Source organism: Bacteroidetes bacterium GWF2_43_63, from assembly GCA_001769275.1.
Taxonomy (GTDB): domain Bacteria; phylum Bacteroidota; class Bacteroidia; order Bacteroidales; family DTU049; genus GWF2-43-63.
Window position 1 is genome coordinate 24,098 of record MEOQ01000026.1, and the last position, 25,754, is coordinate 49,851.

A 25,754-nucleotide genomic window follows, 5' to 3' on the forward strand; every position below is an offset into this window, starting at 1 on the left:
CTTTGCAGCGGTATGAATACAAAATCAGCCATACGGCTCGGCAGCAATAAATCGCCTGTCATCATAAGCGAGAATCATGTAAAAGATTTCAGAAGGTGGTGGCAGCTCCGCATTGGAACACATAAAACAACTCCGGTAATTTTACTTATTGATGAGATTGTTTACGCCCTACATCATGACAAGATTGAAGACATTCTTAAAAATATGCCTGTTTCAGTATCCGAAATAAGGCAAATTGCTGGAGGTGAGAACTGCAAACAATTCGAAAATGCAGGTCGCATTCTGACAGACTGGATTTCTGCGGGTATTACTAAGGACACGGTAATTATATGTATTGGAGGCGGCTCCCTCACCGATCTGGGTGGTTTTATGGCTGCTATTTACAAACGCGGTCTGCGCACTGTCTACATCCCCACGTCGCTTTTATCAATGACCGACGCCTCCCTGGGTGGGAAAAACGCCATCAATTGCGGTGAGGCCAAAAATCAACTGGGCACAATCCGCTTTCCTGAATTCACGTTCATCACAACGGCCTGGTTTACATCATTACCCCCATCCGAAATGAAATCAGGATATGCCGAAATTATGAAACATGCATTGCTCGACGGTCGCAGTTTTATAAAAACAATGCTTGGCATCAGAAATGCCGAAATCGCGCCTTCTGCCCAATTACTTATTCGGAGCATTCGTGTGAAAATGAAAATTGTGACCGACGATCCATATGAAAAGCATGGAAGGCACTGGCTTAATCTTGGACACAGTTTTGGGCACGCCTACGAAAGTTATTTTAATTCTTTGGGCAAAAGTATTTCTCACGGACATGCCGTTGCTCTTGGCCTTGCAGAAGCATTGTGCTTTTCTGTAAAATTGTCAGGATTTCCTCCTGCTGTCGCAGCCGATATCACAAAGTGGTTGAAAGAACAATTCGATTTTAATAATCTTCCGGGCTGGAACGATATCAGCGCCTATATTCTAAAAGATAAAAAAAATCTGTCCTCAGGAATTCGTCTGGTGCTAATGAAATCGCCCGGCAAACCCGTTATTCAAGATATGGATGAAGCTGTTTGCAAAGACATTCATGCCGGTTTCCTGAGCCAATTGTAATTTATAGCGCATAAAAAAAGTGAGCCGAAGCTCACTTTACTGAAATATCGTTTCTTTAGAAATATAGAATTCTATTGTCCTCAATATCAGCTTTTCGCTGCAAAGACTTGAACAACTCATAGTTTACTTTAGACTGGAAAAACTGCATTTTCTGAGCCATAATTGCTTTGGGATCAGCAGGCTGCGGTTCAACAACATCAAGCACCGTGTAAACAAAAATTCCCATTTCACCTTTGACCGCTTTTGAAAGCTTGCCTTTTGGTGATGCAGTAATGTTTCCAATAATATCTGGCTCCGGGCCATATCCCGGCAACGAATATGTTGAAAAAGTTACATCAAATGTATCGACATCTGCTTGTATTTTTGTTGCCAGAGCTTCAACGGTAGCGGTTCCATTCAGCGCACTGTTCATCTTTTCCATCAGCATCTGAGCTTTCTTCTCTTTTTTGGCAAAGGGTTCTATAAGAGTCTTCACATCTTCAAAAGGAGCTTGTCCTTTTTCAGTCCGTGATTTCAAAACAGCGATAACATACTTGGTTTCTGTGTCAAGTGAAAATACTGTTGAAATTGCACTTGGCTCAGTTTCTTCGTTATAAGCCCAACGAACCACTTCACGCCCTTCAGCAATTCCTGCTAAAGTAAAATCCGTTGTTTTCACTTTGTCTGCAACACGTTTTGTATAGCCTTTATCAACAATGTTCTTTTCGAATGCTTCCGCTGTCTGACTTTCTGCAGCGAACACATTGGCCAGATTGTATATTGAATCACTCGTTGCAGGGCTTGGCTCAACCGTACGCTGAATTGTGGCGATCTTAACCTTGTTGATTGGTTTCGTTTTATCGATTACTTTAATAACATGATATCCAAACACAGTTTCCACCACAGTATAAGAACCATTAGCTCCTTCTACACAAGCCTTGTTGAATTCAGGGACCATCATTCCTTCCTGGAACCAGTCGAAATATCCTGCATTCTGTTTTACTGAGGGGTCATTACTGTTTGCAATTGCCACCTGCGAGAAGAACACACTGTCTTTGCCTCTGACAACAGCCAAAAGACTATCTGCGACAAATTTCGCCTCTTCTTTTGTTCTGACAACAGCCGAATCAGCATTAGCTGCACCCTGATAAGCAATCAGAATATGTGATGCTTTGAGTGAATCCGGAATCATTTTCCGATCAAGCAATTTGTGCATGTAATAAATATTGTTTTCGATATAAGGCGCTACAAAAGTGCCAATGCCAGCTCCAAACAATGTGTCGGCTTTTACAGGGAGAACCTCACGACGCAAATATGAGCTATCCCATGTGAAATCAATGTCTGCATTTGAATTGATGAAAGCCAGAACATCTGTATTGGCCGTCTTTGTGAAACGGGAATAAATGGTGTCGACTTTTTCCTTCACTATTTTGTGATCTGTTACAGATGGCTTGACATCGAATATCACAAAATCAACAGCTGCTGTGGGTTCATCAAAGACAAAATCAAATTTGTGCTCTTCATAATATTTTTTCAATTCCTCGTCGGTAACCGAAATAGTAGAATCACTAATTGAAGCATATCTCAACCCGGTATAAGTAGTTACAAATTTTCTGTTGCGGTCAGCATTTTCACGGTCAATGAAAGCCTTTGGCAAGTAAAAAGCTTTGTTTACCAACGATACATACTTGGTTCTGATTCTTTCTTCAATAATCATTTTTTCATACATCCGCCAGTTCTGCTGTTCCTCTGGCGTGCGCTCCTCAATGCTTTCAACATAAGTTGCAACCTGGTTGGGGTCAAAAACACCAGTTTCGGGGTTGGTAAAAAGCTGCTTGATCAATGGATGAACATACTTTCCGGTGAAAAGCTCTCCAAGCTCAGCATCACTTACAGCCAAACCCAGCTTATCATATTCCTCTGCAAGGATAAGGCTTTCAACCATTTTGTCATACACTTCGTTACTTATCTGAAAGTTGTCCGAGGATGTAAACTGGATATCCTGTCCATATTGCATCAAATATTGAGCTTTACGCTCTTCAACTTTTGCTGAAAAATCCTGATAATTGACTTTTTCACCAAAAACAACAGCCAGGGGTTCAACCGACTTTTTCCCTCCGCTTGATGTCATGAAATCGCTTAAAACAAAGAGTGCTAAAGCAACACCGATGATGCCGATGAGTAAACCCGAATGTTTCCGTATTTTTCCAATGGTAGCCATTCTTCTTATATTTTATTTAAAAAAACGAGTGCAAAGGTAATCATTTTGAACAAACAGTCCTATTCTGAGGCATTTTTATCGTCTTTAATTTCAATTTCCCCCTTGGGCCTCAGGATTCTGTACTGATCGAAACTTTCGTCCGATTCAAATCCATCACCCCAGATAATCTTGTCCGGAGTAATAATTTTTATAAAAACGTTGGAATAAACCCGGTTGGCCTTTTCATCCCAGATCAAATGGTCAGTATACATCTTTTCGGAATCTGCTGTAATGATAACAACATCATACTTGACCTCAATGCGCTGCAATTCGTCGAAACGCTCTCCATACCTTGCAGTCAACACAGTCTCCTCTCGCCCGAGCGAATCGTAAAAAATCACTTTCAAACCATCCGTCAGTTTAAGAATGCCTTTCTGATCCTTGCTTTCATACCTCTTCGTCACCGGAGCGGTAAGACAGGCCTCAATGTGGCCGCTGTCGCTATAATACATGGTCACATCCAATGCCTGTTCAACCGGAAGCGTGTCTTTGACGGCCACTTCCTGTATACTGTTCATGGAGTTGCCACATGAAAAAATCATTGTGACTGCAAAAGCAGCCACAATGATGATTTTTAATGATTTATAGTTGCGAACCACCGTATTATCGGCTTCTGACAACGGTCGACTCAGTGTACCAGCATGATACTGTGTAGCTGGATCCTACAGAGATATTTTCAAAAAACAGTTCTTCAGAGTTCGGAAATCCACCGTAGCAGGCATTGTAATTAGCATTTGCAGCATTAATGACGTTTTCGTCGGTCGAAACAGACTTGGCTTTTGCATATTTATCGGCGGCAGCCCAGTAGCCGGCTTTTTTGCTAACCGGAGTTTCGCCTCCGCAACTCGATGCCGTTGAATAATATAAGTCACCAATTAATAAATAAGGCCTTCCATCATTTGGATTCAGACTGGCCGACTGCAAAGCAGCATTGCGAGCGTTGGCAAATTGATTCAAATTGCGGTATGCGTCTGCAAGATTGAGGTACGCTTCGGCTTTCTGAATCGGATCTTCGAGACCACCAACAGCTTCGCTCAGATATTTAACTGCACTACTGAAATTCTTGATTTTCAAAAACGACTTTCCAAGAGCCAACGCGGAGGTAGGTGTTGGAGACTGTTTGTAGAGTTCTTCTGCAGCATTGAAATACAAGGGGTCTTCAGTGCAGCTTTTCTTTTCCATCAGCTGGGTTAGCTTCAGCAGCCAGTTCAGGTCTGATTTCTTTGTTTCAAATTTTGCACTATTGATGGCTATTATCTGCTCACAATTTGCCCATGGATCGAATAAGCTATTGATGTTGTTCTCAGCAATTTCGTAAATCTCAATTTTTCTATTGATTTTTACAGAATCTGCAGGATTGGCCTTGAGTTCCTGCCTGTAGATGTCCAGCTGATACTCTGCAACAGTCATTGCAACATCGTAATTTTCATAAATTATAGCAGTATCAAGCTTTCCGGCACGAATCATTTCATCGGTCACTTTGTAGAAGATTGACAGTACTGCAGCTTCACTTTCATTGCCCTGAACCTTTATGGATTTCTCAAGGGTATAATAAATAAGCTCAATCTCTTGAGGGCGATAGGTGTACAAATCATACCCTTTTCTGCCGAGAACATAACCTTCGCCATACATTCTTGCACAGCCAAAAGCTTCAATATTGCGATCATACAACAACATCAGCGTATCAATGCATAATTCTTTTGCAGCACTGTCAGGAGCATTGTCAATCATGTATCCGACAATACGCACTCCATCAAGGTAAAGGTTCTGACTAATCAATGGGGTATTGTCGAAACAATATCTCCAGGGACCCAGGGTATATTTAATTGCTTCCCCTTTGTATTTGGAGTCTCTCCATTGTTTAAAATTCTCGCGATACAGAGAGAAATTTTTTACGCCATTAACGCTATCGATGCCGTATTTTGGACCTTTAATGCTGCACGACAAAGGAAATCGGATGCTATCCTGAGCATTCACTGACTGAAACAATGGTAACATCAGTGCAAAAACAAGAATGAAATTTAAAACGGTTTTCATGACTCTATAATTCTAATTGTACTTTTTCTTTTCAAACCAACGCTCTTTCAGAGAAATTCCCAAAACAAACCTTATGTAGTTTTCCTCTATCAGATTCTGGTTGGTGGTCCCCATTTTCCCAAATTCAATGCCCGTTGTTATAACAGAACGTTGCAGTCGCGGATAAATGGATTTCAACGGCCAGGTGCAGCCAAAACTTATGCCAACTTTTGACAACTCCTCACCCTTAAGCGATAAATAAGTCTGATCGTAGTGCACCCCACCATACCACGTCATTCTTTTAATATACTTTTTAGTCGCCAAATTGTCCGGCGTGTATGAAAATCCGGCATTGACAGATAAACTGTTTTTCAATGAATCTGATTCGCCGAAAGCAGTGAATCCTGACCAGTCCTGCATTTTGAAATCAGCTCCGAATGACCAATTCTGGTCTTTAGTCAATAAAAAGCCGCCAGAAATGCTCATTGGCAGAGAAACGGAACCCTTTACTCCATCATTGACACCCGTCGTATCAATAATAATCTCATTGCCACCGACAGAATAGTATCGCATGGCGAGCAGACTCTGCTTTGCATTGAGTTCGCCCGGAAGGCCAAAAGCAGCACCCAGGATAAGTCTTGTTTTCTGTGGTGTCACAGAATCTCTTCTCAGAATAATTTCATATTGCACTCCAGCGTCGAATGCAAAGTCGCCAACATATCTCGATGACATTGTTTTTGTGTTGTAATAGGCAGAAGTATCAAAGACAATTCTTCGGGTCTGCGATAATGATCCAAAAACGTATGAAACATTTGCGCCAATACTCAGGTTGTCGAAAAGTTCAACTGCATGGCCCATCCAGAATTTGTTGAAGCCTCCACTCCCTTCATATTTCGCCGTATAATTTGCCAGCGAATCGATGGGAAACGTTGTCTCAAGATTGTATCCTACAGAACTATAAGGCTGAAGACCAAAGGCCATTCCCCAGTTTTTTGCGGCCTTAAAGGCAAACGAGAAACTATTCAAAGAACCTGACATTCGGTTGGATGTCTGAGAAGCAGTATTCTGATTCGAATAATTGCCTTTAAAACCACCGTTGAAAAGCATGGGAAGCGAATCCTGATCATGCAACAAGATAGTATAAGAAGCAGGGTTGAACGAATTAATTGCGTAGCGGTCGCGGAAAGCTGCTGTCAGTCCACCCATGGAAAAAGAAATAGGCTCTGTGTTATTTTGTAACTCTCCAAGTCCGTATCTGGAATAAGGCGATACCACAAAGGACTGAGCCTTAATTTGGAAGGTGGAGATAAGTAAAATCAGTACGACAAAGTAAATTTTCATGGATTCAGGTTCAGCAAATGATTCAGTCCTACAAGAACAATTTTTGGGACTGCAAAGATGTGATTTTCATGGGAAATATCAAAATATCCGGCATCTCCCCCACCTAAATAAACAGGGGCTTTGTTATCGTGTTCAACAAATTTGTCTATTCTGTATCGAATTTCAGCTAAACATCCATTCATTACACCACTCAGAATAGAATCTTTGGTCGACTTTCCCATTTCTTCGAATTTGTTCTCTGGCTCGATTAACGGCAGCTTTGCCGTAAAATTGTGCAGCGACCTCAACCGTAAACTGATTCCCGGACTGATGGCCCCGCCGGTATAATGTCCGTTGCTGTCAACATAATCAAATGTAATGGCAGTTCCAACCTGAATGACAAGAAAAGGAAATACACTTTTCGTTAGAAATGCTGCACCACAAACCGCGGCCCACCGATCTTCGCCCAAGGTTTCCATAGTCCTGTACTCAGACTTGACGGGAGCAATTTTACAATCCTTTACTGAAACAAAAGCATTGGACTTAAAATAATCCGTTTCAGATTCAGAAAGTGCCGTAACCGACGAAAATATTCTGCGCGAAGCCGGGAATTTTTTCAAAAGTGCTTCAATAAACTCAATCGAAAAAGATTCAGCGCCGGATTCCAGGATATTTTCACCTGAAAAAACAGCGTATTTACAGCGTGTATTCCCAATGTCGATGGTCAGATTCAAATTCACAGGGTAAAGGTACATCAAAAAAATTTTGTCAGATAAAAATATCGTTATATATTTGCACTCCCAAAAAGGAGGCGTCGTAGCTCAGTAGGTAGAGCAGCGGACTGAAAATCCGTGTGTCACTGGTTCAATTCCAGTCGATGCCACAAAAAAAGCCGGATTATTCCGGCTTTTTTCATTTGAGTCAGGTTTTTCACCAGACACCGATATAGCGATAGAATTCATCAGCATTTGAGTTGAAAGTAAAAGCGTCGTTGATGAGAAAAATATTTCCTTTATCGATAACAAACATGTAAGCAGTTTTAGCCAGTTTCAGACGGTTGGAGTCAAAGGTAAGCATCAACATGAGTTCGCGCAGCTGAGCTGAAGTGACCCCGCTGACAGAAATTGCGGTGTAGGCCATTCTAACCCGGGTTTCATCAAATGCTTCACGACGCATCGAAGAAAGCAGCATCCCAAAAGCATCGGGCGACATACCCATCGGAACATATCCGGTATTGCCATAAGAGTAACCACTGTAGTATCCACTGCTGCTTCCATAACTATCTCCATGTCCATTTCCATGCCCGTTTCCGTGTCCATTTCCGTGTCCATAACCGTTTCCGTTGCTGTAACCAGATACGGGATTGAGGTTTTCGGTACGAAGAATTACAAATACACCGAATCGGTCGATGGTGCCATAAATTCTTTTATTGGGCATGATGTCGACGGATCCTCTGAATAAGCGATCAACCATCAAACCACTCAGGGTCATTGATTCGCGGAAAACTTCCATGCCGTGGCGTCCGTGATCCAGCCGTGAAATAATAACTGAGCCAGCGTAACTATCATACTGACGACCGTCAATGACAACATAGAAATCGGCGTTTTCGTTGATTGTGATGGTCAATTCCGAATAAGCTGTTGCGAACATAGCCGGCATAAAGGCCATCAGGGCGAGTAAGAGTGTAAATTTTTTCATGGCTTGTTCCTCCTTAAATTTTTATGAACGAATTCAAAATTCATTTTCAAAGGTTGTGCCATAAAAAAGGGGAGTCGAAAAACAACTCCCCAAATAGTATTTAGTAAAAGCTCAGGTTATTCTAAAATGATTACTCTGCCATTAAAGACATGCCATAAACCGTCGCCGTATTTCACTTCGATGCGGTATGAATAAACACCGGGCGCTGATTTTGAACCATTTACCTTCCCGTCCCAGCCATCTTCAATATCCGCAGACTTGAAAACAAGCTTGCCCCAGCGATCAAAAATATGCATTGTATATGTGCTTTCATCCAGCCCGATTCCTATGCCAGAGGGCTTAAATACATCATTAAGACCATCTTCGTTGTAAGGCGAAAAGGCATTTGGAATATAGAAAGCAATATTCAGTTCAACATGAATAATTGTGTAACTTTTATCACTGCACCCATGATCAGAATAAACAGTCTGCCAAACAATGTAATCGCCTGCTTTAGAGAAAGAATGAGCAGGATTGGCCTCCGAAGAATAATTGCTGGAGCTTGTGAAATCGCTAAAGTCCCAGTAATAGGTGGCTGCAAGCGAGCTTAAATCGGTAAAAGTTACAACCGGATTGTCCATCGTAACCCAGGATGTGTCAGCAGTAAAATTTGACACGGGCAGCGCATAAACATCAACAATACCCATTTCGGATTTTATGTTCTCACAACCATGAATACTTATTACACCAAGAGTTGCATCGTATTTTCCGGGATTTGTAAACACCTTGGAAGGCATGGGCTGAGTTGAAGTCGTTCCATCGCTAAAAGACCAGTTATAAAAAGCAGCAGCCGGATTCACATTAGCAGAAAACTGCACATTCAAATCCTCACATCCATCAGCTGGTGAGGCATACAATTGAATATTTGGAATTTCATTCACTGTCACAATGGTCTCTGCTGTACCCGTACACCCATGAACATCGGTACCAGTTACCGAATAGGTTGTTGTTGCAGCAGGAGCAACCATCACCAATCCGACACTATCCGGCAATTGAGCCCAAACGTAGTCTTGAGCGCCTATGGCTTCGAGCTGAGTTGAATCTCCGCTACATATCTGAGGCGGGTTAGCCACTATCTGTACTATTGGTGTTGGGTTCACCGTTATATAAATTGAATCTGTCGAAGTACAGGCTCCCATATATGTTCCTGTAACCGAATAGTAACCGGAGGCAATTGGGAAAATCGTTGTTGAAGGAGATGTTGATCCATCACTCCAAACATAGAGATCAGCACCTGAAGCTGTAAGTGTAGTTGATTCGCCAAGACACAGGACTGAATCAGAGGTTGAAATTTCAACATCCTGCGTATTTACAAAAACTTTTACCGTGTCGCGGCAAATGTACTGTGATCCATCGCAAAATTCATAAGATGCAATAGCAATAAAAGTATCTGGCTGACTAATAAAAACAGTTTCCTGAGGATTATACCCTACCAGCGTTGAATTATTAAACCACGAAACGGTATAAGCAGGAGCCCCATTAGGCTTGAAACGCCAGGCCTCGTTGGCAGCTGTCCAATTCCCTGTGTTACGGCCGGGAGGCCAAAACGCCATTGATGCATTTGCGTTCTGTATTCCAAGAACACAATTGCCATTGTTAAAAGTGTAACATGTCGGTTTATTCAGGATATAAAACTCAATGACATTTGTTCCTTCATACAGGACTATTTGCATGGTCGTTTGCAACCCCGGACAATCATAATGGCACACATGATCGAAATTAAGAACAAACGTTCTGCAGGGATAACTTCCTAAAACACCATAACGAAGATTGCCACAACCACCTCCTCCAATATTTGGGTTGAAATTGATGTCATGCCATGCAAAAATAGCGTTCATCCACAATGCAGAACTGGGGAGACTAGCTGGAACCTGATAACCAGATGGAGAGTTTGCTTCAGTGAGATCAAATGTTATAATGCCATTGGTGCCAACTACGCATTGATTGTATGATTGTCCAAAAAAACAAAAAGCAAAAGGAAGGTTAATAATTCCCAGATATTCATCGTCGACATTACTTGGAATGGCAATGCCAGCGGTAAACGGAAATGGCGGAGCATAAGGAATACTTGATACAGTGTATGTATTGGTATGACCAACATTCAATACATTGGCCGTCAATGTAAGGTTTGTAGGACTACAAATGGTTGTATCGCCGGTGGTGAAAGTCGGGGACGGGCCGGCTTCGAGGGAAGGGCAACCCGGAGCCTGTGCCAGAGCGGCAAATGGTAAAAGCAACAGGGCAAGAAGGAGTGTTTTGTGTTTCATGATATTTGAAAGTCTGCAAATATAGAAAAATCTTACTATCTTTAGACAGTAAAATCAGCATAAGGTATATACGTATGAGACAAAAAATTGTTGCACAAAAAAGCGAATTATTACAGATAATTTCGGGGTCAAAAACATGCTTCGTTGCTATGGTAGATTCAGAGGGGAAACCGTACAATTTGCCGTTCAATTTCGGATTTGACGAAGATTACATTTATCTGCACAGCGGCACTGAAGGAAAGAAAATGACGATTCTTCGCTCCAATCCAAATGTTTGTATTGCTTTTTCAAACAGCGAAGAGATAGCTTATCAAAGTGCCGATGTGGCCTGCAGCCATTTTATGAAATACAAAAGTGTACTGGTCTGGGGGCCGGTCGAGTTTATTGATGACCCTGCAGAAAAAATCGCAGTCATGAATAAATTTATGAAACACTACACCGGCCGCGAGGATTTCAAATACAATATGCCCGCAATCAACAATGTACAAGTGTATCGTGTTTCAACCAAAAATATCAGCGGGAAAACGTACGGATTTTAAAAATCGTTTTTATAAAACCAGAGATTGCAAATTACTTTTTTTGATGCAGAAAAAACCTGTGCATCAAATAGTAAAACAATGCCCCGAATGATATTCCGACCAGCGCTCCAACAGCCACGTCGGCGGGATAATGAGCGCCGAGATAAATTCTGCTGTAAGCAACCATTCCTGCGAAACCAACAAACAGAATCCAGAACCAATAGCGGTAATTATGGCGAAGGATAAGCCATGTAAACGTTGCCAGGCCAAAACTGTTGGCTGCATGCGAAGAAATAAAACCATACTTTCCGCCACAGTAGCCATTTACAAGATGCACTGTTTCTTGCAGATCAAGATTATGACAGGGGCGATACCGAAGAAAAACATTTTTAAACAAATGAACGGAGGCCTGATCAGTAGCGGCTACAAGCAGCGGAACAAAGATGAGTAAAAGCCACCATTTGTTTTTCAGCACGCGGATACTGAGCACCAGCAGCAGAATATAAAACGGAATCCAGGTGTATTTATAACTTACCCAATAATAGAAAAAATCGGCCGCATCGGAGTGAGCTCCATTGATAAGGAGAAACAACTTCCGGTCGATATTTTCAAGAAATTCAATCATCCGATTTATTCTTCAGATTTATTCATCAGATTCCAAATGGCATCCTTCAGCTCAGGAATACCTATACCTGTTGCAGATGAAAAGAAAACAGGGTGATGATTTTTCAATTTCGTGGCAATTTTTTTCTTCTGAGCATCATCAATCAAATCGCATTTCGAAACGGAGACAATTTTGTCTTTCTGCATCAGTTGCGGATTGTAGAGTTTCAGTTCGTTGAGTAGAATTTTGTATTCCTTCAGCGCATCCTCGGAATCGGCCGGTATAAGAAATAATAAAATACTATTGCGTTCGATGTGGCGCAGGAAGCGGAGCCCAAGTCCCCTGCCCTCATGAGCCCCTTCAATAATTCCGGGAATATCGGCCATAACGAAAGAACGGTCGTCGCGATAAGGAACAACCCCCAAATTGGGAACCAGTGTGGTAAATGGATAATCTGCAATTTCAGGTTTGGCTGCAGAGACTACCGAAAGCAAGGTTGATTTCCCGGCATTGGGAAAACCAACCAGACCGACATCGGCCAGCAGCTTTAGTTCGAAGACGGTCCAACTTTCAAGAAAAGGTTCGCCCGGCTGAGAAAACCGCGGAGCCTGCATAGTTGCGGTTTTGAAAAAATCATTTCCTTTACCTCCGCGACCACCCTGGAGCAAAATAACTTCTTCGCCATGTTTGGTAATTTCGAAGAGTACTTCTTCGGTTTCGGAATCACGTGCAACAGTGCCAAGCGGAACGTCGATGTACACGTCTTTCCCATCGCGGCCTGTCTTGCGGTTTTCGCTTCCATTCTGGCCGTCTTCGGAATGAACATGTTTGGTATATTTCAAATGGAGCAATGTCCATAACTGCGAATTACCGCGAATAATAATATGACCGCCTCTGCCGCCGTTGCCACCGTCTGGTCCGCCCAAAGGTGTTACTTTAGAACGATAAAAATGCGCGGAACCAGCTCCACCCTTACCGCTTCGGCAGTAGATTTTCACATAATCGATAAAATTGCTTTCTGCCATGGTTTTTTTGTTTACATGTGGTTTCGGATGGTTTTGTCGATAGCTGCAGCAACCGAATCGATATGCTGATTACCGTCAACCGACACCAAACGTTTTGTTTTGCGATAGTATTCAATAACCGGCTGAGTCTGACTAAAATAAATCATCATGCGGTTATTCATAATTGATTCATTGTCATCGCTGCGTCCCGACGTTTTTCCACGTTCGAGCACACGATTCATTAATTCTTCTTCCGGAACAACGATTGAGACCACCAGCCCAATTTTCATTTTTCTCTTATCAAAAATACGGTCTAGCATCTGTGCCTGATACAGCGTTCGCGGAAAGCCGTCGAAAATAATTCCTATCGCGTTGCTGTGTTTAAGCGCATAGCGATATAATTCTTTGAGTATAATCTGATCGGGCACCAGCATGCCGCGACTGATAAATTTGTTGTAGAGTTCACCCATGGCAGATCCAGAGCTGATTTCGCGACGAATCAAGTCGCCGGTTGAAATATGCAAAAAACCGTGATTCTGCACAATTCTGGCAGCCTGAGTACCTTTTCCGCAGCCCGGAGGGCCAAAAATCACCATGTTGAACATAAGCTACCTCAGATTTTTAAAGGCGCGTTCAATTTCCGATTTCAGTCGCTGGTGCACCTCTTCTGCGTCGCCAGTGGCATCAATCTGCTTCAGAAGGTTTTTTCCTGAATAATAATCATATAAAGCGGCAGTGCGCTGTTCGTACACTTCAAGTCGATGAATTATTATGTCGAGGCTTCGGTCATATGAGCGGGCATTTTCCGTCTCCGCGCGCTTTGAAAGTCGTTTGATATTCTGCAGCGTAGGCGATTGAAATGAGTACACTTGTGTTACCTTTCCACCCATTTTTCGAAGTACACCGTCGAGAATATAGGCCTGAGCAATGGTAAGTGGAAATCCCTTGAAAATATATCCCTTTGCGTCAGGGTGCTTATTTATTTGCTCTTCAATCAGTTTGATAGCGATTTCATCAGGAACAATTTCACCACTGTCAACATATTCCTTTGCCATTCGGCCCAGTTCAGTGTTCATTTCAATTTCGTGGCGAAGCATGGAACCGGTAGAAACATACACCAGATTAAGCTCTTGTGCAATCCGTTTCGCCTGCGTCCCTTTTCCGGATCCAGGAGGGCCAAACACAATGAAATTGAACCAAATGCTATCGAGCGCTTTCTGAATAATTGTGTCAATTCGTTCAAAAACCAAATCCAATTCACCATTGCCATCCACCGAATGGAACTTCTGCATACTCATGTAGAATTCAGCAACAGGTCTGGTTTTATCCTCGTATTCTTTGAGCCGGTAATTAATTACATCCATGCTTTTGTCATCGGAGCGGTTTTCCCGCGAGGCACGATCTGAAAGTCGCTCCACGAGAACATTTCGCGGAACTTCTAGACAAATCATAGAAGTCAAAGATGAATTCATTCGCAGCATAAGACCTTCGAGAATATAGGCCTGAACAACAGTACGCGGAAATCCATCGAACAAATACCCGTTGGATTCAGGATTCATTTTGATTTTATTTTCGATGATCTGGACAATGATGTCATCGTCAACCAGACCGCCCTTTTCAATCACTTCCTTTGCCTGACGACCGAGCGCTGAATCGTTGGCAATTTCTTCGCGAAGCATATCTCCGGTAGAGATATACGTCAGCTTGTATTTTTCAAGCAGCTTTTTCGATTGGGTTCCTTTACCGCAGCCGGGGGGGCCGAACAAAGCAATATTGATCATAACTTATTCTGCAATTTTGTAAATGTCGCGCAGATTGCGGCCTTTACCATCATAGTCGAGACCAAAACCGATAATAAAATCGTTGGGGATCTCAATGCCGACATAGTGAATATAATAGTTGTGTTTGAAAGCCTTTGGCTTGTAGAGCAATGTTGCAATGAATACATCCTTTGCACCTGCCGCTTTGAGTTTGTCTTTGGCCATCAGCATGGTGAGTCCGGTATCGATAATATCCTCAATAATAACAATGGTGCGGTCTTCCACATCTTCGTTGAGGCTCATGAGTTCACGTACCGAATTTGAACTCGAGGTGCCTTCATAGCTGGCAAGTCGAACGAACGTAACGTCACAATCACCATTGAAGCGAGTGATCAATTCAGAAGCAAAAACAAATGCGCCATTCAGAACAACAATGAACAAAGGATTTTTCCCTTTCAGGTCCTCATTCATTTTTGCAGCCAGTTTTTCGATGGAAGAAATGATCTCTTCATTTTTCAAATACAGATTGAACTGGCGATTGTGTACGGTAACAGAATTCATGATCTTGAATTAAGGTGCAAATTTAGTGAATTTGTCCGGATTAAGAAGGCTTTTTCCTGTCGAACTAAAAACCCTCTACAGCGACAAAATAATTGCTCCGATTATGAGTAAACAAATAGAGTACTATCATTGCAAAATTATTCTTATGTTTGTAGGTTAAAACGAAATAGAATGGAAGCAAAAGTCAGCATTATAATGGGAAGTATGTCGGATTGGCCGGTTATGGAAAAAGCCGCGCAGTTTTTCGAAGAAAATATGATCCCATTTGAGATACATGCATTATCGGCCCACCGCACTCCAGAGCAAGTTGAAGCATTTGCAAAAGGAGCTGCCGGCAAGGGAATTAAAGTAATTATTGCAGCAGCAGGAATGGCCGCACATTTACCCGGAGTAATAGCGTCCATGACTTCAGCCCCGGTTATTGGCGTTCCCATTAAAAGTTCATTTGATGGACTTGATGCCCTTTTGGCAATTGTACAGATGCCTCCGGGAATTCCAGTTGCCACTGTTGGGGTCAATGGAGCTCTCAATGCAGCCATTCTGGCTGGTCAGATTCTTTCAGTCGCCGATGCTGAACTTGCCACAAGAATGATCACATACAAAGACAACCTTAAATCGAAAGTAATTCAGGCTAATGAAGAGCTTAAGCAAATAAACTTTAAGTTCAAGACAAATTAATCAGGCCAATATCCTGAATTTCTTTCGGATCGATAGTATCAATGCGTATTACAAATTTCATCTCAGCAATATGAAAAAGGCACTTTTAATATCTGTTTTCACTTTGTTTGCAGTTGCAGCAAATGCTCAGTACAACACATTCAACGCATCGCTTGCAGGCATGGGAGGAAGCGGAGTTGCGATTGATGAATTTCAGGCCGGCATGAACAATCAGGCTGCCTGGGGAGGTCTTGACAAAATTCATGTTGGACTCGGCTACAACTCAAGATTCATGCTTAAAGAGCTTTCGGATCGATATCTTTCTTTTGCAATGCCACTTGGAAAAGACAAGGGTGTGTTGGGATTAAACCTGAGTCAATTTGGCTATTCTCAGTTTAATATTACAAAAGCAGGACTCGGATTTGCAAGAAAGTTTGGACCCGATTTTTCTGTCGGATTGCAATTCGACGCCATTCATGCAGGAACAGCTGACGAAATGTATGGCAACACGACCGTATTTACATTTGAGGGAGGATTTCAATACCGGCTGAATGATAAAATTTCGCTGGGGACCGCTATCTTCAACCCCGTTCAGGTTGAATTAAATGAGAACACCGGCGAACAGCTGCCGGCCTCCATAAGTCTGGGGATGACATTCAGACCCGACAAAGTACTTATGCTTTCAGCCGATGTGGTGAAAGAGCAATATGAGCCAGCTTCGCTGCGTGCAGGATTCCTTTATTCTATAGGTGAGACTTTCTGCCTTCGCGCGGGGTTTTCAACCGGACCTTTCACGGTTTCAGGCGGAGCCGGACTGAAATTCAATAACCTAATGATTGACATTTCAACCTCATACCATCAGGTTTTGGGTATATCGCCGGCAATTACACTCTCATACTCATTTGAGACAAAATAATTATGAATATCACTAGAAACCTGATATTGCTGTTAATGCTTTGTGCATTTCCTGCTGCAGTTTTTGCCCAGGAGCCCATTGACAGCACCAACGAAAATTCAGTGGAAGACCGCATCGAAACAATTGCGGAGAATACTGATGCAGAAATTGATTATTCAAGTCTTACGGAAACACTGAAATATTTCAGAAAACATCCGATCAACCTGAATCGAACAGACCAGGCTGAATTGGAAGAACTTGGCCTTCTGAATGACATTCAGATTGACAATTTACTGCGACACATTGAAAAAAATGGCGCTCTGATTTCGTTGTATGAGTTGCAAAGTATCGACGGATTTGATCTGCCGACAATCTATTCTATTTTACCTTATGTGAAAATTACGGGCGACAGCAACCGCAAGACATGGAATTTCAACGAGATTCTTAATCAATCCAAAAGCACATTGTTTGTCAGATACACCAATATTTTACAACAGCAGACCGGGTATTCCCCCATCACCGACAGCGCCCTTGCAGAAAGTCCAAACTCAAGGTATCTTGGAAGCGATTACAAGCTCTATACCCGCTACAAGTTTGCTTATTACAATATGCTGAGTTTTGGTGTTACGGCTGAAAAAGATTATGGCGAAGAATTCTTCAAAGGCAGCCAGAAACAAGGGTTTGATTTCTACAGTGCGCATTTTTTCATCAAAGACATTGGTCCCCTGAGAGCACTGGCAGTAGGTGACTATGCGCTTCAATTTGGACAGGGACTAACGTTTTGGTCCGGATTATCTTACGGAAAATCGGCCGAGGCCATCAATATCAAAAAGAGCGGCCGAGGCATAGTTCCCTACAGTTCTGTCAATGAGAACTTATTTTTGCGTGGAGCTGCAGCCCAGTTTGATCTAAAACCTTTTTCGTTCTATGCCTGGGTGAGCCGGAAAATGCTGGATGCGAATGTCCAGGGCGGAGATTCGATGAATACAGAAGAGTTTGTTATCACCAGTCTTCAGGAATCAGGTCTCCACAATACGCAATCGACCATTGAGGATAAAGATCAGATTAGTGAACTTATTGTCGGAGGCCGCATGGAAGCGACAATTCGTAGAGTCAAAATTGGCACGACTGGTTACTACACCCGATTCGGACAATCAATAGCCCCTGGAGATCAGCTATACGAATATTACAACTTTTCAGGCAACGAGAATCTGAATTTTGGGCTGGACTACAGCTGGATCATAAAAAATGCAAACTTTTTCGGCGAAGCCGCTATAAGTAAAAGCGGAGGAAAGGCTTTTATTAATGGAATTATGCTCTCCCCCGACAGGTTATTTACCGTTTCGGTGCTGCACCGATATCTGGAACCCGACTACCATGTAATTTATGCCACAGCGCTCCAGGAAGCTTCAACTATTAAGAACGAGCATGGATTCTATTTTGGAAATGAGTTGAAATTCTCGCGCAAATGGCGCTTTAATTCGTACGTTGACTTATTTTCCTTTCCATGGCTGCGTTATGGAGTTGATGCACCTTCCAATGGCATTGAAATGCTGGCCCAAATAAATTTCAGACCAACAAAAAGAGCTGAATTCTACGCGCGCTTCCGTCAGGAAAACAAGGAAATGAGTGTCACTCAGGAACATATATCGGTGCTTGAACCAACTATCAAACGTTCGTACCGCATCAATGCTTCATTTCCAGTTTCAGAAAGTGTGACATTGAAATCACGTGCCGAATATCTGACCTATCAGGAAGGCACCGGAGAGCAGCGCGACGGTTTTCTTATTTATCAGGATGTCAACTTTCGCCACCCCGGCAGTACTATTTCGTTTAATGCGCGATATGCATTATTCGATACCGATACATACGACGAGCGTATTTATGCATATGAAAACGACGTATTATACGGCTATTCAATACCCGGGTTCTACAGCAAGGGGAGCCGCATGTATCTGACAGTTAGATGGTCAGCAACAAAGCATCTGGATTTCTGGGCGCGCATTGCTCAAACCACCTATGTAAATAAGGACGTAGTTGGCAGTGGGTTGGAAGAAATACAAGGACCCTCGAAAACCGAATTGAAGTTGCAAATGCGCATAACGTTTTAAGTTCTTTCGAAAATTGTTCTATTTTTGCCGAAGAAAATTCACTAAACCTTTCAAAATATGTTCAAAAATCATCCTAAAGGACTACTCGCAGCTGCATTGGCAAACATGGGCGAACGATTCGGGTTCTACACAATGATGGCCATTCTGGTTTTGTTTCTCCAGGCAAAGTTTGGACTCTCAGGACCTAATGCCGGAATCATTTACTCGATTTTTTACTTTTCCATTTACATTCTGGCTTTTGTTGGCGGTCTTATTGCCGATAAAACTAAAAACTTCAAGGGTACCATCCTCGTCGGACTTATTCTGATGGCGATTGGTTATTTCCTCATTGCCATTCCAACAGAGACCCCGGTTCCTCAGGGCTCTTTTGTTACGTTGCTTGCTATGACCTGTTTTGGTCTTTTTGTTATTGCTTTTGGTAATGGTTTGTTCAAAGGAAACCTGCAGGCACTGGTCGGACAGATGTACGATAATGAGCAGTATGGAAAAATGCGCGACTCTGGTTTTTCATTATTCTATATGTTCATCAATGTTGGGGCAATCTTTGCACCTCTGGCAGCGGTAGGAGTAAGAAACTGGTGGGTTAGTTCCCATGGTTTTGCCTATAACTCAGACCTTCCAGGCCTTTGCCACTCGCACCTTGATCAAACAATTTCAGCCGACGGAGCCACAAAGCTCGTTGACCTCGCTTCAAAAGCTGGTTTCACGGGTACAGACATGACTACCTTTGCCAATGAGTATTTGAATGTCTTCGCAACTGGTTTTCACTATGCTTTCGCTGTTGCTATTGGCGCTATGCTGATTTCGCTGGTCATTTATCTGACCAATAAAAAGAAATTCCCAAATCCGAAAACAAAGCAAGAAATTGCAGCCGGAGTTCAGGCTGGCGAAATGGATATCAAGGAAGTTAAACAACGCCTTTATGCACTATTTGCAGTATTTGCGGTTGTTATCTTCTTCTGGTTTTCGTTCCATCAGAACGGACTAACGCTGACCTATTTTGCCAAAGACTATACTGACCTGAGTCAGATAAACATCAATCTTGGCTTCACAAATTTAGTTGGGGCCGAGTTGTTTCAGTCAATCAATCCGTTCTTTGTCGTATTCCTTACTCCTGTAATTCTGGCTGTTTTTGCCGCTTTGCGCGCCAGAGGCAAAGAGCCTTCAACACCAAAGAAAATTGCCATCGGTATGGGTATTGCAGCATCTGCATATGTGCTAATGGCTGTTGGTTCGATGGGTGTTCCTACCAAAGAAGCTATCACTGAAATGGGTGGACTTCCCGATGCACAACGCATTACACCGTTGCTTCTGATTGGCACTTATTTTATTCTTACAGTGGCAGAGCTCTTCATTTCGCCATTGGGAATTTCATTCGTATCAAAAGTTGCCCCACCTAAATATCAGGGTATGATGCAGGGTCTTTGGCTTTGCGCAACTGCAATCGGTAATTCGCTCTTATTTATCGGTGCCATTTTATATGAGAACATTCCAATTTCTATGACATGGACCGTTTTCATCGTCGCATGCTGTATCTCAATGGGAACAATGTTCTTCATGCTGAGGTGGCTTGAACGGGTATCGAAATAAATCATTTGACTGTACTATTAAGGGAGTTGCTTCTTGGCAGCTCCTTTTTTTTAAATAATTATGCACCAGAAAGCATTTACCCTTCTTTCGGAATATCTGAAGGAAAAACACGGCGGTCGACTGCAAAAAGTGAGTGTTGATGCTGGTTTCACATGCCCAAACCGCGATGGATCTGCCGGAACAGGCGGCTGCACGTATTGCGATAATTCAGCTTTTAATCCATCCTATTGCTCGCCGGCAAAATCAATCCGGCAGCAAGTGTTGGAAGGAATCGAATTTCACGCAAAGCGCTACAGGCGGGCACAGCAATTTCTGGTCTATTTTCAGCCCTATTCCAACACGTATGCAGAAGTTAATAAGCTGCGGGCACTGTTTGCAGAAGCTTTAAATATTGAAGGAGTGGCGGGAATTTGCGTGAGCACACGCCCGGATTGTTTCTGTCAGGAAACTGCTGAACTTTTAGCCGAAATTGCCGAAAATAAAGTGGTTATGCTGGAGCTTGGGGTTGAAAGTATCCGGGACAAAACTTTGCAAAGAATAAACCGTGGACATGATTTTGCGGCAACAGAAGAAGCTTTTGAGCTGGCAAATTCGTTTAATCTTTTTGTCACCGGACATTATATTATTGGATTACCTGGCGAAAGCCGCGAAGAAATTCTTTCAGATGCATCAGTGTTGAACAAACTTCCCATGAATGCCCTGAAGCTTCACCAATTGCAGATAGTTCGCAATACAGCCATGGAAAAGGATTATCTGGATCATCCGGAAGACTATTTGCTGTTTGAATTGCCGGAATATGTCGATTTCATTGTTTCCTTTGCCGAGCGGCTGCGGCCGGATCTGTTGATTGATCGCTTTGCTGGAGAGGTTCCGCCATCCTTTTTGCGCGCACCCGACTGGGGCCTAGTCCGTTATGATCAGGTGCTGCAAATGATTGAAAAGAAATTTATTGAGCGAAATACGGTACAGGGCAGAGCCTGTGTGATATAAGATATAAGAAATGAGATATGTGATTTTTGATTTGAGCTTTAATTTATGATAGACTGATTTAGCGATGGAGCATTCTTTAATTATATTCAATTTATAATCTGCAAATTATACTTATACCCCTTCCTTCAAAAATCAAATATCTTAAATAAAATATCTTAAATAAAAAAAAGCCCCTTGCGGGGCTCACGTTATCTGTTATGATTTGGGGGGGCTTGTTTGAGTGAAAAGTAAATTTGTTTTCTCAACTTTCACGACACAAAGATATATCATGAAACAACACCTTTTTTTTCACTTATTCATGTTGCGGCAAATTGTGATAATCTACACCGAATTGAAAAACAAAGGCATTAAGAATTGCTAATACAATCATGTAGATCATTGTTTCACTGACCATTATACCCCTCAATGTTGTGATTGTTAAAAACATGGAAATTTTTCCATGCAAATTACGCGTCTTATCAAATTTGATATTAATTATTGCGGTTATTTATTTGCTTATCTGCAATTTACCGTTGCACTTTGACAAATATTTTTTTCAATCCAGTTTAGGCCTTTCTGACAATCAACTGCATATTTTCATAGGCTACAACCCTTATTTTTTCATCTTTTTCAATAAAACCTATTTGTGCGGTTGCATCGTATTGATCACTGTCGATTTCAATCTTGCCAGCGGGACGAAGAATTGTAAGAGCCGTGCCGGTCTTGCCAATAAGCTCTTTATAAGTGCTTTCCGAAGCTGAATACCCATCTGATGACCGCAATTCGTCGCTTAATCCCAACGTTGAGCCACCCACTTTAATCCGTACAATTTTTGAGCTTAGATAAAAAGATCCAACAAGTGCAGCCAAAATTGAAATGGAAACCAATGCAAAAGATCGGGCAACCGGCGTGTAGTCGCCATCAGGCATTGAAAGTCCGATATTTCCAACCAGTGCAAAAGTGAGTCCTCCAACAATCAGCACTATTCCTGAAACTCCGGCCACGCCGAAGCCAGGAATAACAAATACCTCTACCGCCAGTAATCCGATTCCTATAATGAATAAAAGAATTTCCCAGTTATTTGCCAGACCTTCAACGTATAATGGAGCAAAATAGAGCAATGCAGCAACAACGGATACCAATAAAGCAAAGCCAATACCAGGCGACTGCATTTCGAAGTATATACCGCCGATAATCAACATAATAAGCAACCCGCTAATGGCCGGATTGATCAGGAATCCAATGAATTTGTCCAGCGCAGAAATTTCCTGACGGACTATTTCATATTCTGAAATGCCATTCATTTTAATCACTTCTTCGATGCTTTCGGCCTGACCTTCGCAAAAGCCGTTGGCAATTGCTTCTTCGGTGGTAAATGTCAGCACTTTGCCTGAATCTACTACTCCTTCAATATAAACATCGGGATCAACCATCGCTTCGGCAATCATGGGGTCGCGGCCCTGGGCCTGGGCGGTGCTGCGCATCATCGAACGCATATAGCTCTGATACTTGTCGGGGGCGGCCTCCGAAGTTTCGGTAACAACAGTTGCTGCACCGATATTGGCTCCTTTACGCATATAAATGCTGTCGCAGGCTATGGAGATCAGCGCTCCCGCCGAAGCGGCGTTGTTGTCGATATAAACCCAAACCGGCTTTGGAAAATTCAGTAAGGCCGTCCGGATGCTGTCGGCTGCATCTACAAGCCCGCCGTAGGTATTGAGGTGAACCAAAACTATATCGGCATTTAAATCCCTGGCTTCCTGCAAGCCGTTTTTGGTCGTCCTCCACGAAGATGGGCCGATTTCATCGAAAATTTTCAGGACATAAATCTTGGTTTTGACACTATCCTGCGCAAAGGAACTGATGGTAAAAACCGGCAGGAATGCCAACAGAAGAAAAAGCAGTTTTTTATTGATAGTATTCATAGGTTACAAATGTTTTATTTGTCTGACCATCCTGAGACCAACTAATCATAACGAGGCTGCCGTTCTGATCGTAGTTATAGTAATATGTTTCGCTAATTTCATACAAAGCATTGGTGAAAGAGAAGGAATCAAGATTTCCGCCAGCGTCAAAAACAAAGGATTTTGAGATTTCTCCAACTGAAGAAATTATTTCTCCTTCATTATGCGTGAATTTTTCTGTAGATGATAATTCCAGCTCGTTTTCTCCAATTCCTTTTATGTGTTCGGCAGAACCCGAATACTCTTTAATTTCAAGCAGTTTTTTTTCGGCTGAATAAATGAAATGAGTCTCGGTAATCGTCCATCCTTTTTCAGTATTCCTGCTTACATATTGGGATACAAAGGAATTGTTTTTTTGGTTGAAGTTATACCTGACCGTATCCAAAGCATTTCCATAAGTATTAACCGCCATTTTCAGAAAACCATTGTTATCATATTGGAACGTATTTGCATATTTAAAGCCCGACTGATTCTCTTCTTTCACCAAATTCCCCGACTGATCGAATGAGAGAACCACCTGCTTTTCAATCTGCGAATTGTCTGCTCCTACTGTTGCCAGCATGATCGTTTTCACCTTTTTTTCTTTCACCTGCTGCAGATTGAGCCATGGATAGCTGAGCTCAACATAAGGATTCTGAGCATGCATGGAAGATAAAAGACATAAGGTAAAAGATAAAAGAAGAATATGTTTCATAAGCGTAGAAATTTAAAAAAAATAAGCTGTCCCATAAGCCGGATTCTGTGTTCTGCCGAAGCAGAATCTCATCATTTATCTGCGGTACATGTCGCCATGGACCTTTAGCAGCCTACCCCCCGGCATGGGCGAGCAGCCCTAAGCCGGTATACGTGGCTTTGCACCCCATGAGGTTTACCTTCTGCGGAGTCACCTCCGGCAGCTGTGAGCTCTTACCTCACAATTTCACCCTTACCCCGGCACAAGGCCGTGGCGGTATAATTTCTGTTGCACTGGCTGTCCCGCCGAAGCGGGCCTTCCCGTTAGGAAGCATGGTGCTCTGTGGTGTCCGGACTTTCCTCCCTTTATTAAAAACAAAGAGCGATGAGAGGAACAGCTTATCACAAAAATACATCGTTTTTCCGACATTAATGCATTTGACTTTCACGAATTTAAGAGATATATGCATTTTCCCATCATGTCTGTGCCACAATTTTTGTATTATTGTGGCAAAATAATTGAAAGGCCATCAGCCAAAACCCACTAAAACCTGCAGCCATGAAAAAGATACTTTTACTACTGTTAGTTGCTGCATTTGCTGCTTCCTGCACAAGTTCGAGAAAATACCTTGAACGCCAGCAATTTGATTACGCGATACAGAAAAGTTCCAAAAAACTGATGAAAAATCCGGATAAGGACAAACAGCTCGATGTTCTCACCCGCGCGTGGAAAGCCGCTAATCAGCGCGACATAGAGCGGATCAACTACTTGAAAACAACCGGGCAACCCGAAATCTGGGACGAGATTTTCCAGATCTTTAATCGCATGAAATGGAGACAAGATATTGTCCGTAACCTGCCACAGCCGGTTCTTTCATCGATCGGATACGTGTTTGTTGATTACACCAATGAAACGGTGAATGCTCAGCGAAATGCAGCTGAATTCTACTATCAGAAAGCCATGGTTCTGATGGAAACCGGTGACCGATTTTCAGCCCGCCAGGCCTACGATCAACTGTTGCAAACCAAACGTTTCTTTTCGACTTACAAAGATGTTGACCAGCAGATTCTGAAAGCTCAGGCCATGGGAACCGCCAATGTTCTTTTCATCTCGCGCAACAACTCGGGGCAGATGCTCCCTGAAGGTTTTCTCGATGAAATTCTTAAAGTATCTATGGGGGATTTAGAAGGTCGATTTGTACGGTATTTCAATACTTTTGACACCTCGAGACAATATCATTACAGAACTGTTCTGAACCTGACTAAAGTGGATGTGTCGCCCGAAAGTGTGCGTGAGTTTTTCTACGAAGAATCGAAAGAAGTTCAGGATGGATGGAACTATGTGCTCGACAGCCACGGCAATGTGATGAAAGATAGCCTCGGAAATGATATTAAAATCCCGAAAATGGTTGAAATCAGCTGCCAGGTTCACGAAACACAACTGCACAAACAGGCCATTGTCGGTGGCTATCTTGATATATATGACGCAGACAACACCCTTATAAAATCAGATCCTATCAACGCAGAAGTATTCTTTGACTATGCATTTGCCACTGCAAATGGCGACAAATCGATTCTGAAAGACGAAACCAAGCGCAAGCTCAATAATCCGCCAGCCGGTTTTCCAAACAGTTTTCAGATGATCTGGGACGCATCGGCCATTGTGAAAAATGTTGCGAAAGACATACTTGTACGTAACTCTTATATTTTCCAATAGTTGAAAGTATTTTCCGAAAGGTCTGAAGAAATTCAGGCCTTTTTTTATT

The 25,754-nt window shown here is 42.5% G+C and carries 22 protein-coding genes, 1 tRNA gene and 1 other RNA gene; 9 read left to right on the forward strand and 15 right to left on the reverse strand.

Features of this window, described 5'->3' with window-relative positions; genetic code table 11:
- The first annotated feature begins 12 nt into the window (after window positions 1–12).
- On the forward strand, window positions 13–1,104 hold the full coding sequence (locus tag A2W93_12710; protein ID OFY54644.1) for a hypothetical protein: 1,092 nt from the start codon (window positions 13–15) through the stop codon (window positions 1,102–1,104).
- Window positions 1,105–1,159: 55 nt separating this feature from the next.
- Here the strand turns inward: A2W93_12710 and A2W93_12715 are convergent, their stop codons facing one another.
- From A2W93_12715 to A2W93_12735, 5 genes are read right to left on the reverse strand one after another with little or no spacing between them, the layout of a single operon-like run.
- Window positions 1,160–3,304: a hypothetical protein gene (locus A2W93_12715; GenBank protein ID OFY54645.1), complete on the reverse strand. Its 2,145-nt coding sequence runs from the start codon at window positions 3,302–3,304 to the stop codon at window positions 1,160–1,162.
- Window positions 3,305–3,363: 59 nt separating this feature from the next.
- The gene (locus A2W93_12720) at window positions 3,364–3,963 is read right to left on the reverse strand and encodes an LPS export ABC transporter periplasmic protein LptC (protein OFY54646.1); all 600 of its coding nucleotides are present in this window, start codon (window positions 3,961–3,963) and stop codon (window positions 3,364–3,366) included.
- Entirely contained in the window at window positions 3,947–5,380 is a 1,434-nt protein-coding gene (locus tag A2W93_12725; GenBank protein OFY54647.1) for a hypothetical protein, read from the reverse strand. Before A2W93_12725 ends, A2W93_12720 begins: the two co-directional genes overlap by 17 nt.
- A gap of 12 nt (window positions 5,381–5,392) precedes the next feature.
- On the reverse strand, window positions 5,393–6,700 hold the full coding sequence (locus A2W93_12730) for a hypothetical protein (GenBank protein ID OFY54648.1): 1,308 nt from the start codon (window positions 6,698–6,700) through the stop codon (window positions 5,393–5,395).
- Window positions 6,697–7,413 (reverse strand): hypothetical protein, encoded by a 717-nt coding sequence (locus A2W93_12735; protein OFY54694.1) that lies wholly within the window; start codon window positions 7,411–7,413, stop codon window positions 6,697–6,699. The genes A2W93_12730 and A2W93_12735 overlap by 4 nt, the downstream gene beginning before the upstream one ends.
- 76 nt (window positions 7,414–7,489) lie before the next feature.
- Between A2W93_12735 and A2W93_12740 the strand changes: the two genes are divergently transcribed.
- Window positions 7,490–7,565 (forward strand) — tRNA-Phe (locus A2W93_12740).
- Window positions 7,566–7,609: 44 nt separating this feature from the next.
- Here the strand turns inward: A2W93_12740 and A2W93_12745 are convergent.
- Window positions 7,610–8,377, reverse strand: coding sequence for a hypothetical protein (locus A2W93_12745; GenBank protein ID OFY54649.1), 768 nt, complete (start codon window positions 8,375–8,377; stop codon window positions 7,610–7,612).
- Window positions 8,378–8,493: 116 nt separating this feature from the next.
- Window positions 8,494–10,683: a hypothetical protein gene (locus A2W93_12750; protein OFY54650.1), complete on the reverse strand. Its 2,190-nt coding sequence runs from the start codon at window positions 10,681–10,683 to the stop codon at window positions 8,494–8,496.
- 74 nt (window positions 10,684–10,757) lie between these two features.
- Here A2W93_12750 and A2W93_12755 point away from each other — a divergent pair, with 74 nt between their 5' ends.
- On the forward strand, window positions 10,758–11,222 hold the full coding sequence (locus A2W93_12755) for a hypothetical protein (GenBank protein ID OFY54651.1): 465 nt from the start codon (window positions 10,758–10,760) through the stop codon (window positions 11,220–11,222).
- A 31-nt stretch (window positions 11,223–11,253) separates the two neighbouring features.
- Here A2W93_12755 and A2W93_12760 read toward each other — a convergent pair whose 3' ends face one another.
- Genes A2W93_12760 through A2W93_12780 form a run of 5 tightly spaced genes read right to left on the reverse strand, consistent with a single transcriptional unit; the run spans window position 11,254 to window position 15,130 of the window.
- The gene (locus A2W93_12760; GenBank protein OFY54652.1) at window positions 11,254–11,826 is read right to left on the reverse strand and encodes a hypothetical protein; all 573 of its coding nucleotides are present in this window, start codon (window positions 11,824–11,826) and stop codon (window positions 11,254–11,256) included.
- A 5-nt stretch (window positions 11,827–11,831) separates the two neighbouring features.
- Window positions 11,832–12,830 (reverse strand): GTPase ObgE, encoded by a 999-nt coding sequence (locus A2W93_12765; protein OFY54653.1) that lies wholly within the window; start codon window positions 12,828–12,830, stop codon window positions 11,832–11,834.
- Between the two features lie 11 nt (window positions 12,831–12,841).
- Complete coding sequence (locus A2W93_12770) at window positions 12,842–13,414, reverse strand: adenylate kinase (protein ID OFY54654.1); 573 nt, start codon at window positions 13,412–13,414, stop codon at window positions 12,842–12,844.
- Between the two features lie 3 nt (window positions 13,415–13,417).
- Window positions 13,418–14,590 carry a hypothetical protein gene (locus tag A2W93_12775; protein OFY54655.1) on the reverse strand — a complete coding sequence of 391 codons (1,173 nt, stop codon included), beginning with the start codon at window positions 14,588–14,590 and terminating at the stop codon, window positions 13,418–13,420.
- A 3-nt stretch (window positions 14,591–14,593) separates the two neighbouring features.
- Window positions 14,594–15,130: a hypoxanthine phosphoribosyltransferase gene (locus A2W93_12780; protein OFY54656.1), complete on the reverse strand. Its 537-nt coding sequence runs from the start codon at window positions 15,128–15,130 to the stop codon at window positions 14,594–14,596.
- A 171-nt stretch (window positions 15,131–15,301) separates the two neighbouring features.
- On the opposite strand from A2W93_12780, the gene A2W93_12785 reads away from it, so the two are divergent.
- From A2W93_12785 to A2W93_12805, 5 genes are all read left to right on the forward strand, one after another.
- Window positions 15,302–15,808 carry a 5-(carboxyamino)imidazole ribonucleotide mutase gene (locus A2W93_12785; GenBank protein ID OFY54657.1) on the forward strand — a complete coding sequence of 169 codons (507 nt, stop codon included), beginning with the start codon at window positions 15,302–15,304 and terminating at the stop codon, window positions 15,806–15,808.
- Between the two features lie 70 nt (window positions 15,809–15,878).
- Window positions 15,879–16,703, forward strand: coding sequence for a hypothetical protein (locus A2W93_12790; GenBank protein ID OFY54658.1), 825 nt, complete (start codon window positions 15,879–15,881; stop codon window positions 16,701–16,703).
- Between the two features lie 2 nt (window positions 16,704–16,705).
- Window positions 16,706–18,793 carry a hypothetical protein gene (locus A2W93_12795; GenBank protein ID OFY54659.1) on the forward strand — a complete coding sequence of 696 codons (2,088 nt, stop codon included), beginning with the start codon at window positions 16,706–16,708 and terminating at the stop codon, window positions 18,791–18,793.
- A 57-nt stretch (window positions 18,794–18,850) separates the two neighbouring features.
- Window positions 18,851–20,383, forward strand: coding sequence for a symporter (locus A2W93_12800; protein ID OFY54660.1), 1,533 nt, complete (start codon window positions 18,851–18,853; stop codon window positions 20,381–20,383).
- 60 nt (window positions 20,384–20,443) lie between these two features.
- Window positions 20,444–21,373 carry a TIGR01212 family radical SAM protein gene (locus tag A2W93_12805; GenBank protein ID OFY54661.1) on the forward strand — a complete coding sequence of 310 codons (930 nt, stop codon included), beginning with the start codon at window positions 20,444–20,446 and terminating at the stop codon, window positions 21,371–21,373.
- 545 nt (window positions 21,374–21,918) lie between these two features.
- Here the strand turns inward: A2W93_12805 and A2W93_12810 are convergent.
- The 3 genes from A2W93_12810 to rnpB form a co-directional block, all read right to left on the reverse strand.
- Entirely contained in the window at window positions 21,919–23,277 is a 1,359-nt protein-coding gene (locus tag A2W93_12810; GenBank protein ID OFY54662.1) for a serine protease, read from the reverse strand.
- Window positions 23,261–23,962 carry a hypothetical protein gene (locus A2W93_12815; GenBank protein OFY54663.1) on the reverse strand — a complete coding sequence of 234 codons (702 nt, stop codon included), beginning with the start codon at window positions 23,960–23,962 and terminating at the stop codon, window positions 23,261–23,263. Before A2W93_12815 ends, A2W93_12810 begins: the two co-directional genes overlap by 17 nt.
- Before the next feature lie 66 nt (window positions 23,963–24,028).
- An RNA gene (rnpB, locus tag A2W93_12820) (RNase P RNA component class A) lies at window positions 24,029–24,390 on the reverse strand.
- A gap of 157 nt (window positions 24,391–24,547) precedes the next feature.
- On the opposite strand from rnpB, the gene A2W93_12825 reads away from it, so the two are divergent.
- Entirely contained in the window at window positions 24,548–25,705 is a 1,158-nt protein-coding gene (locus A2W93_12825; GenBank protein OFY54664.1) for a hypothetical protein, read from the forward strand.
- Window positions 25,706–25,754: the final 49 nt, after the last annotated feature.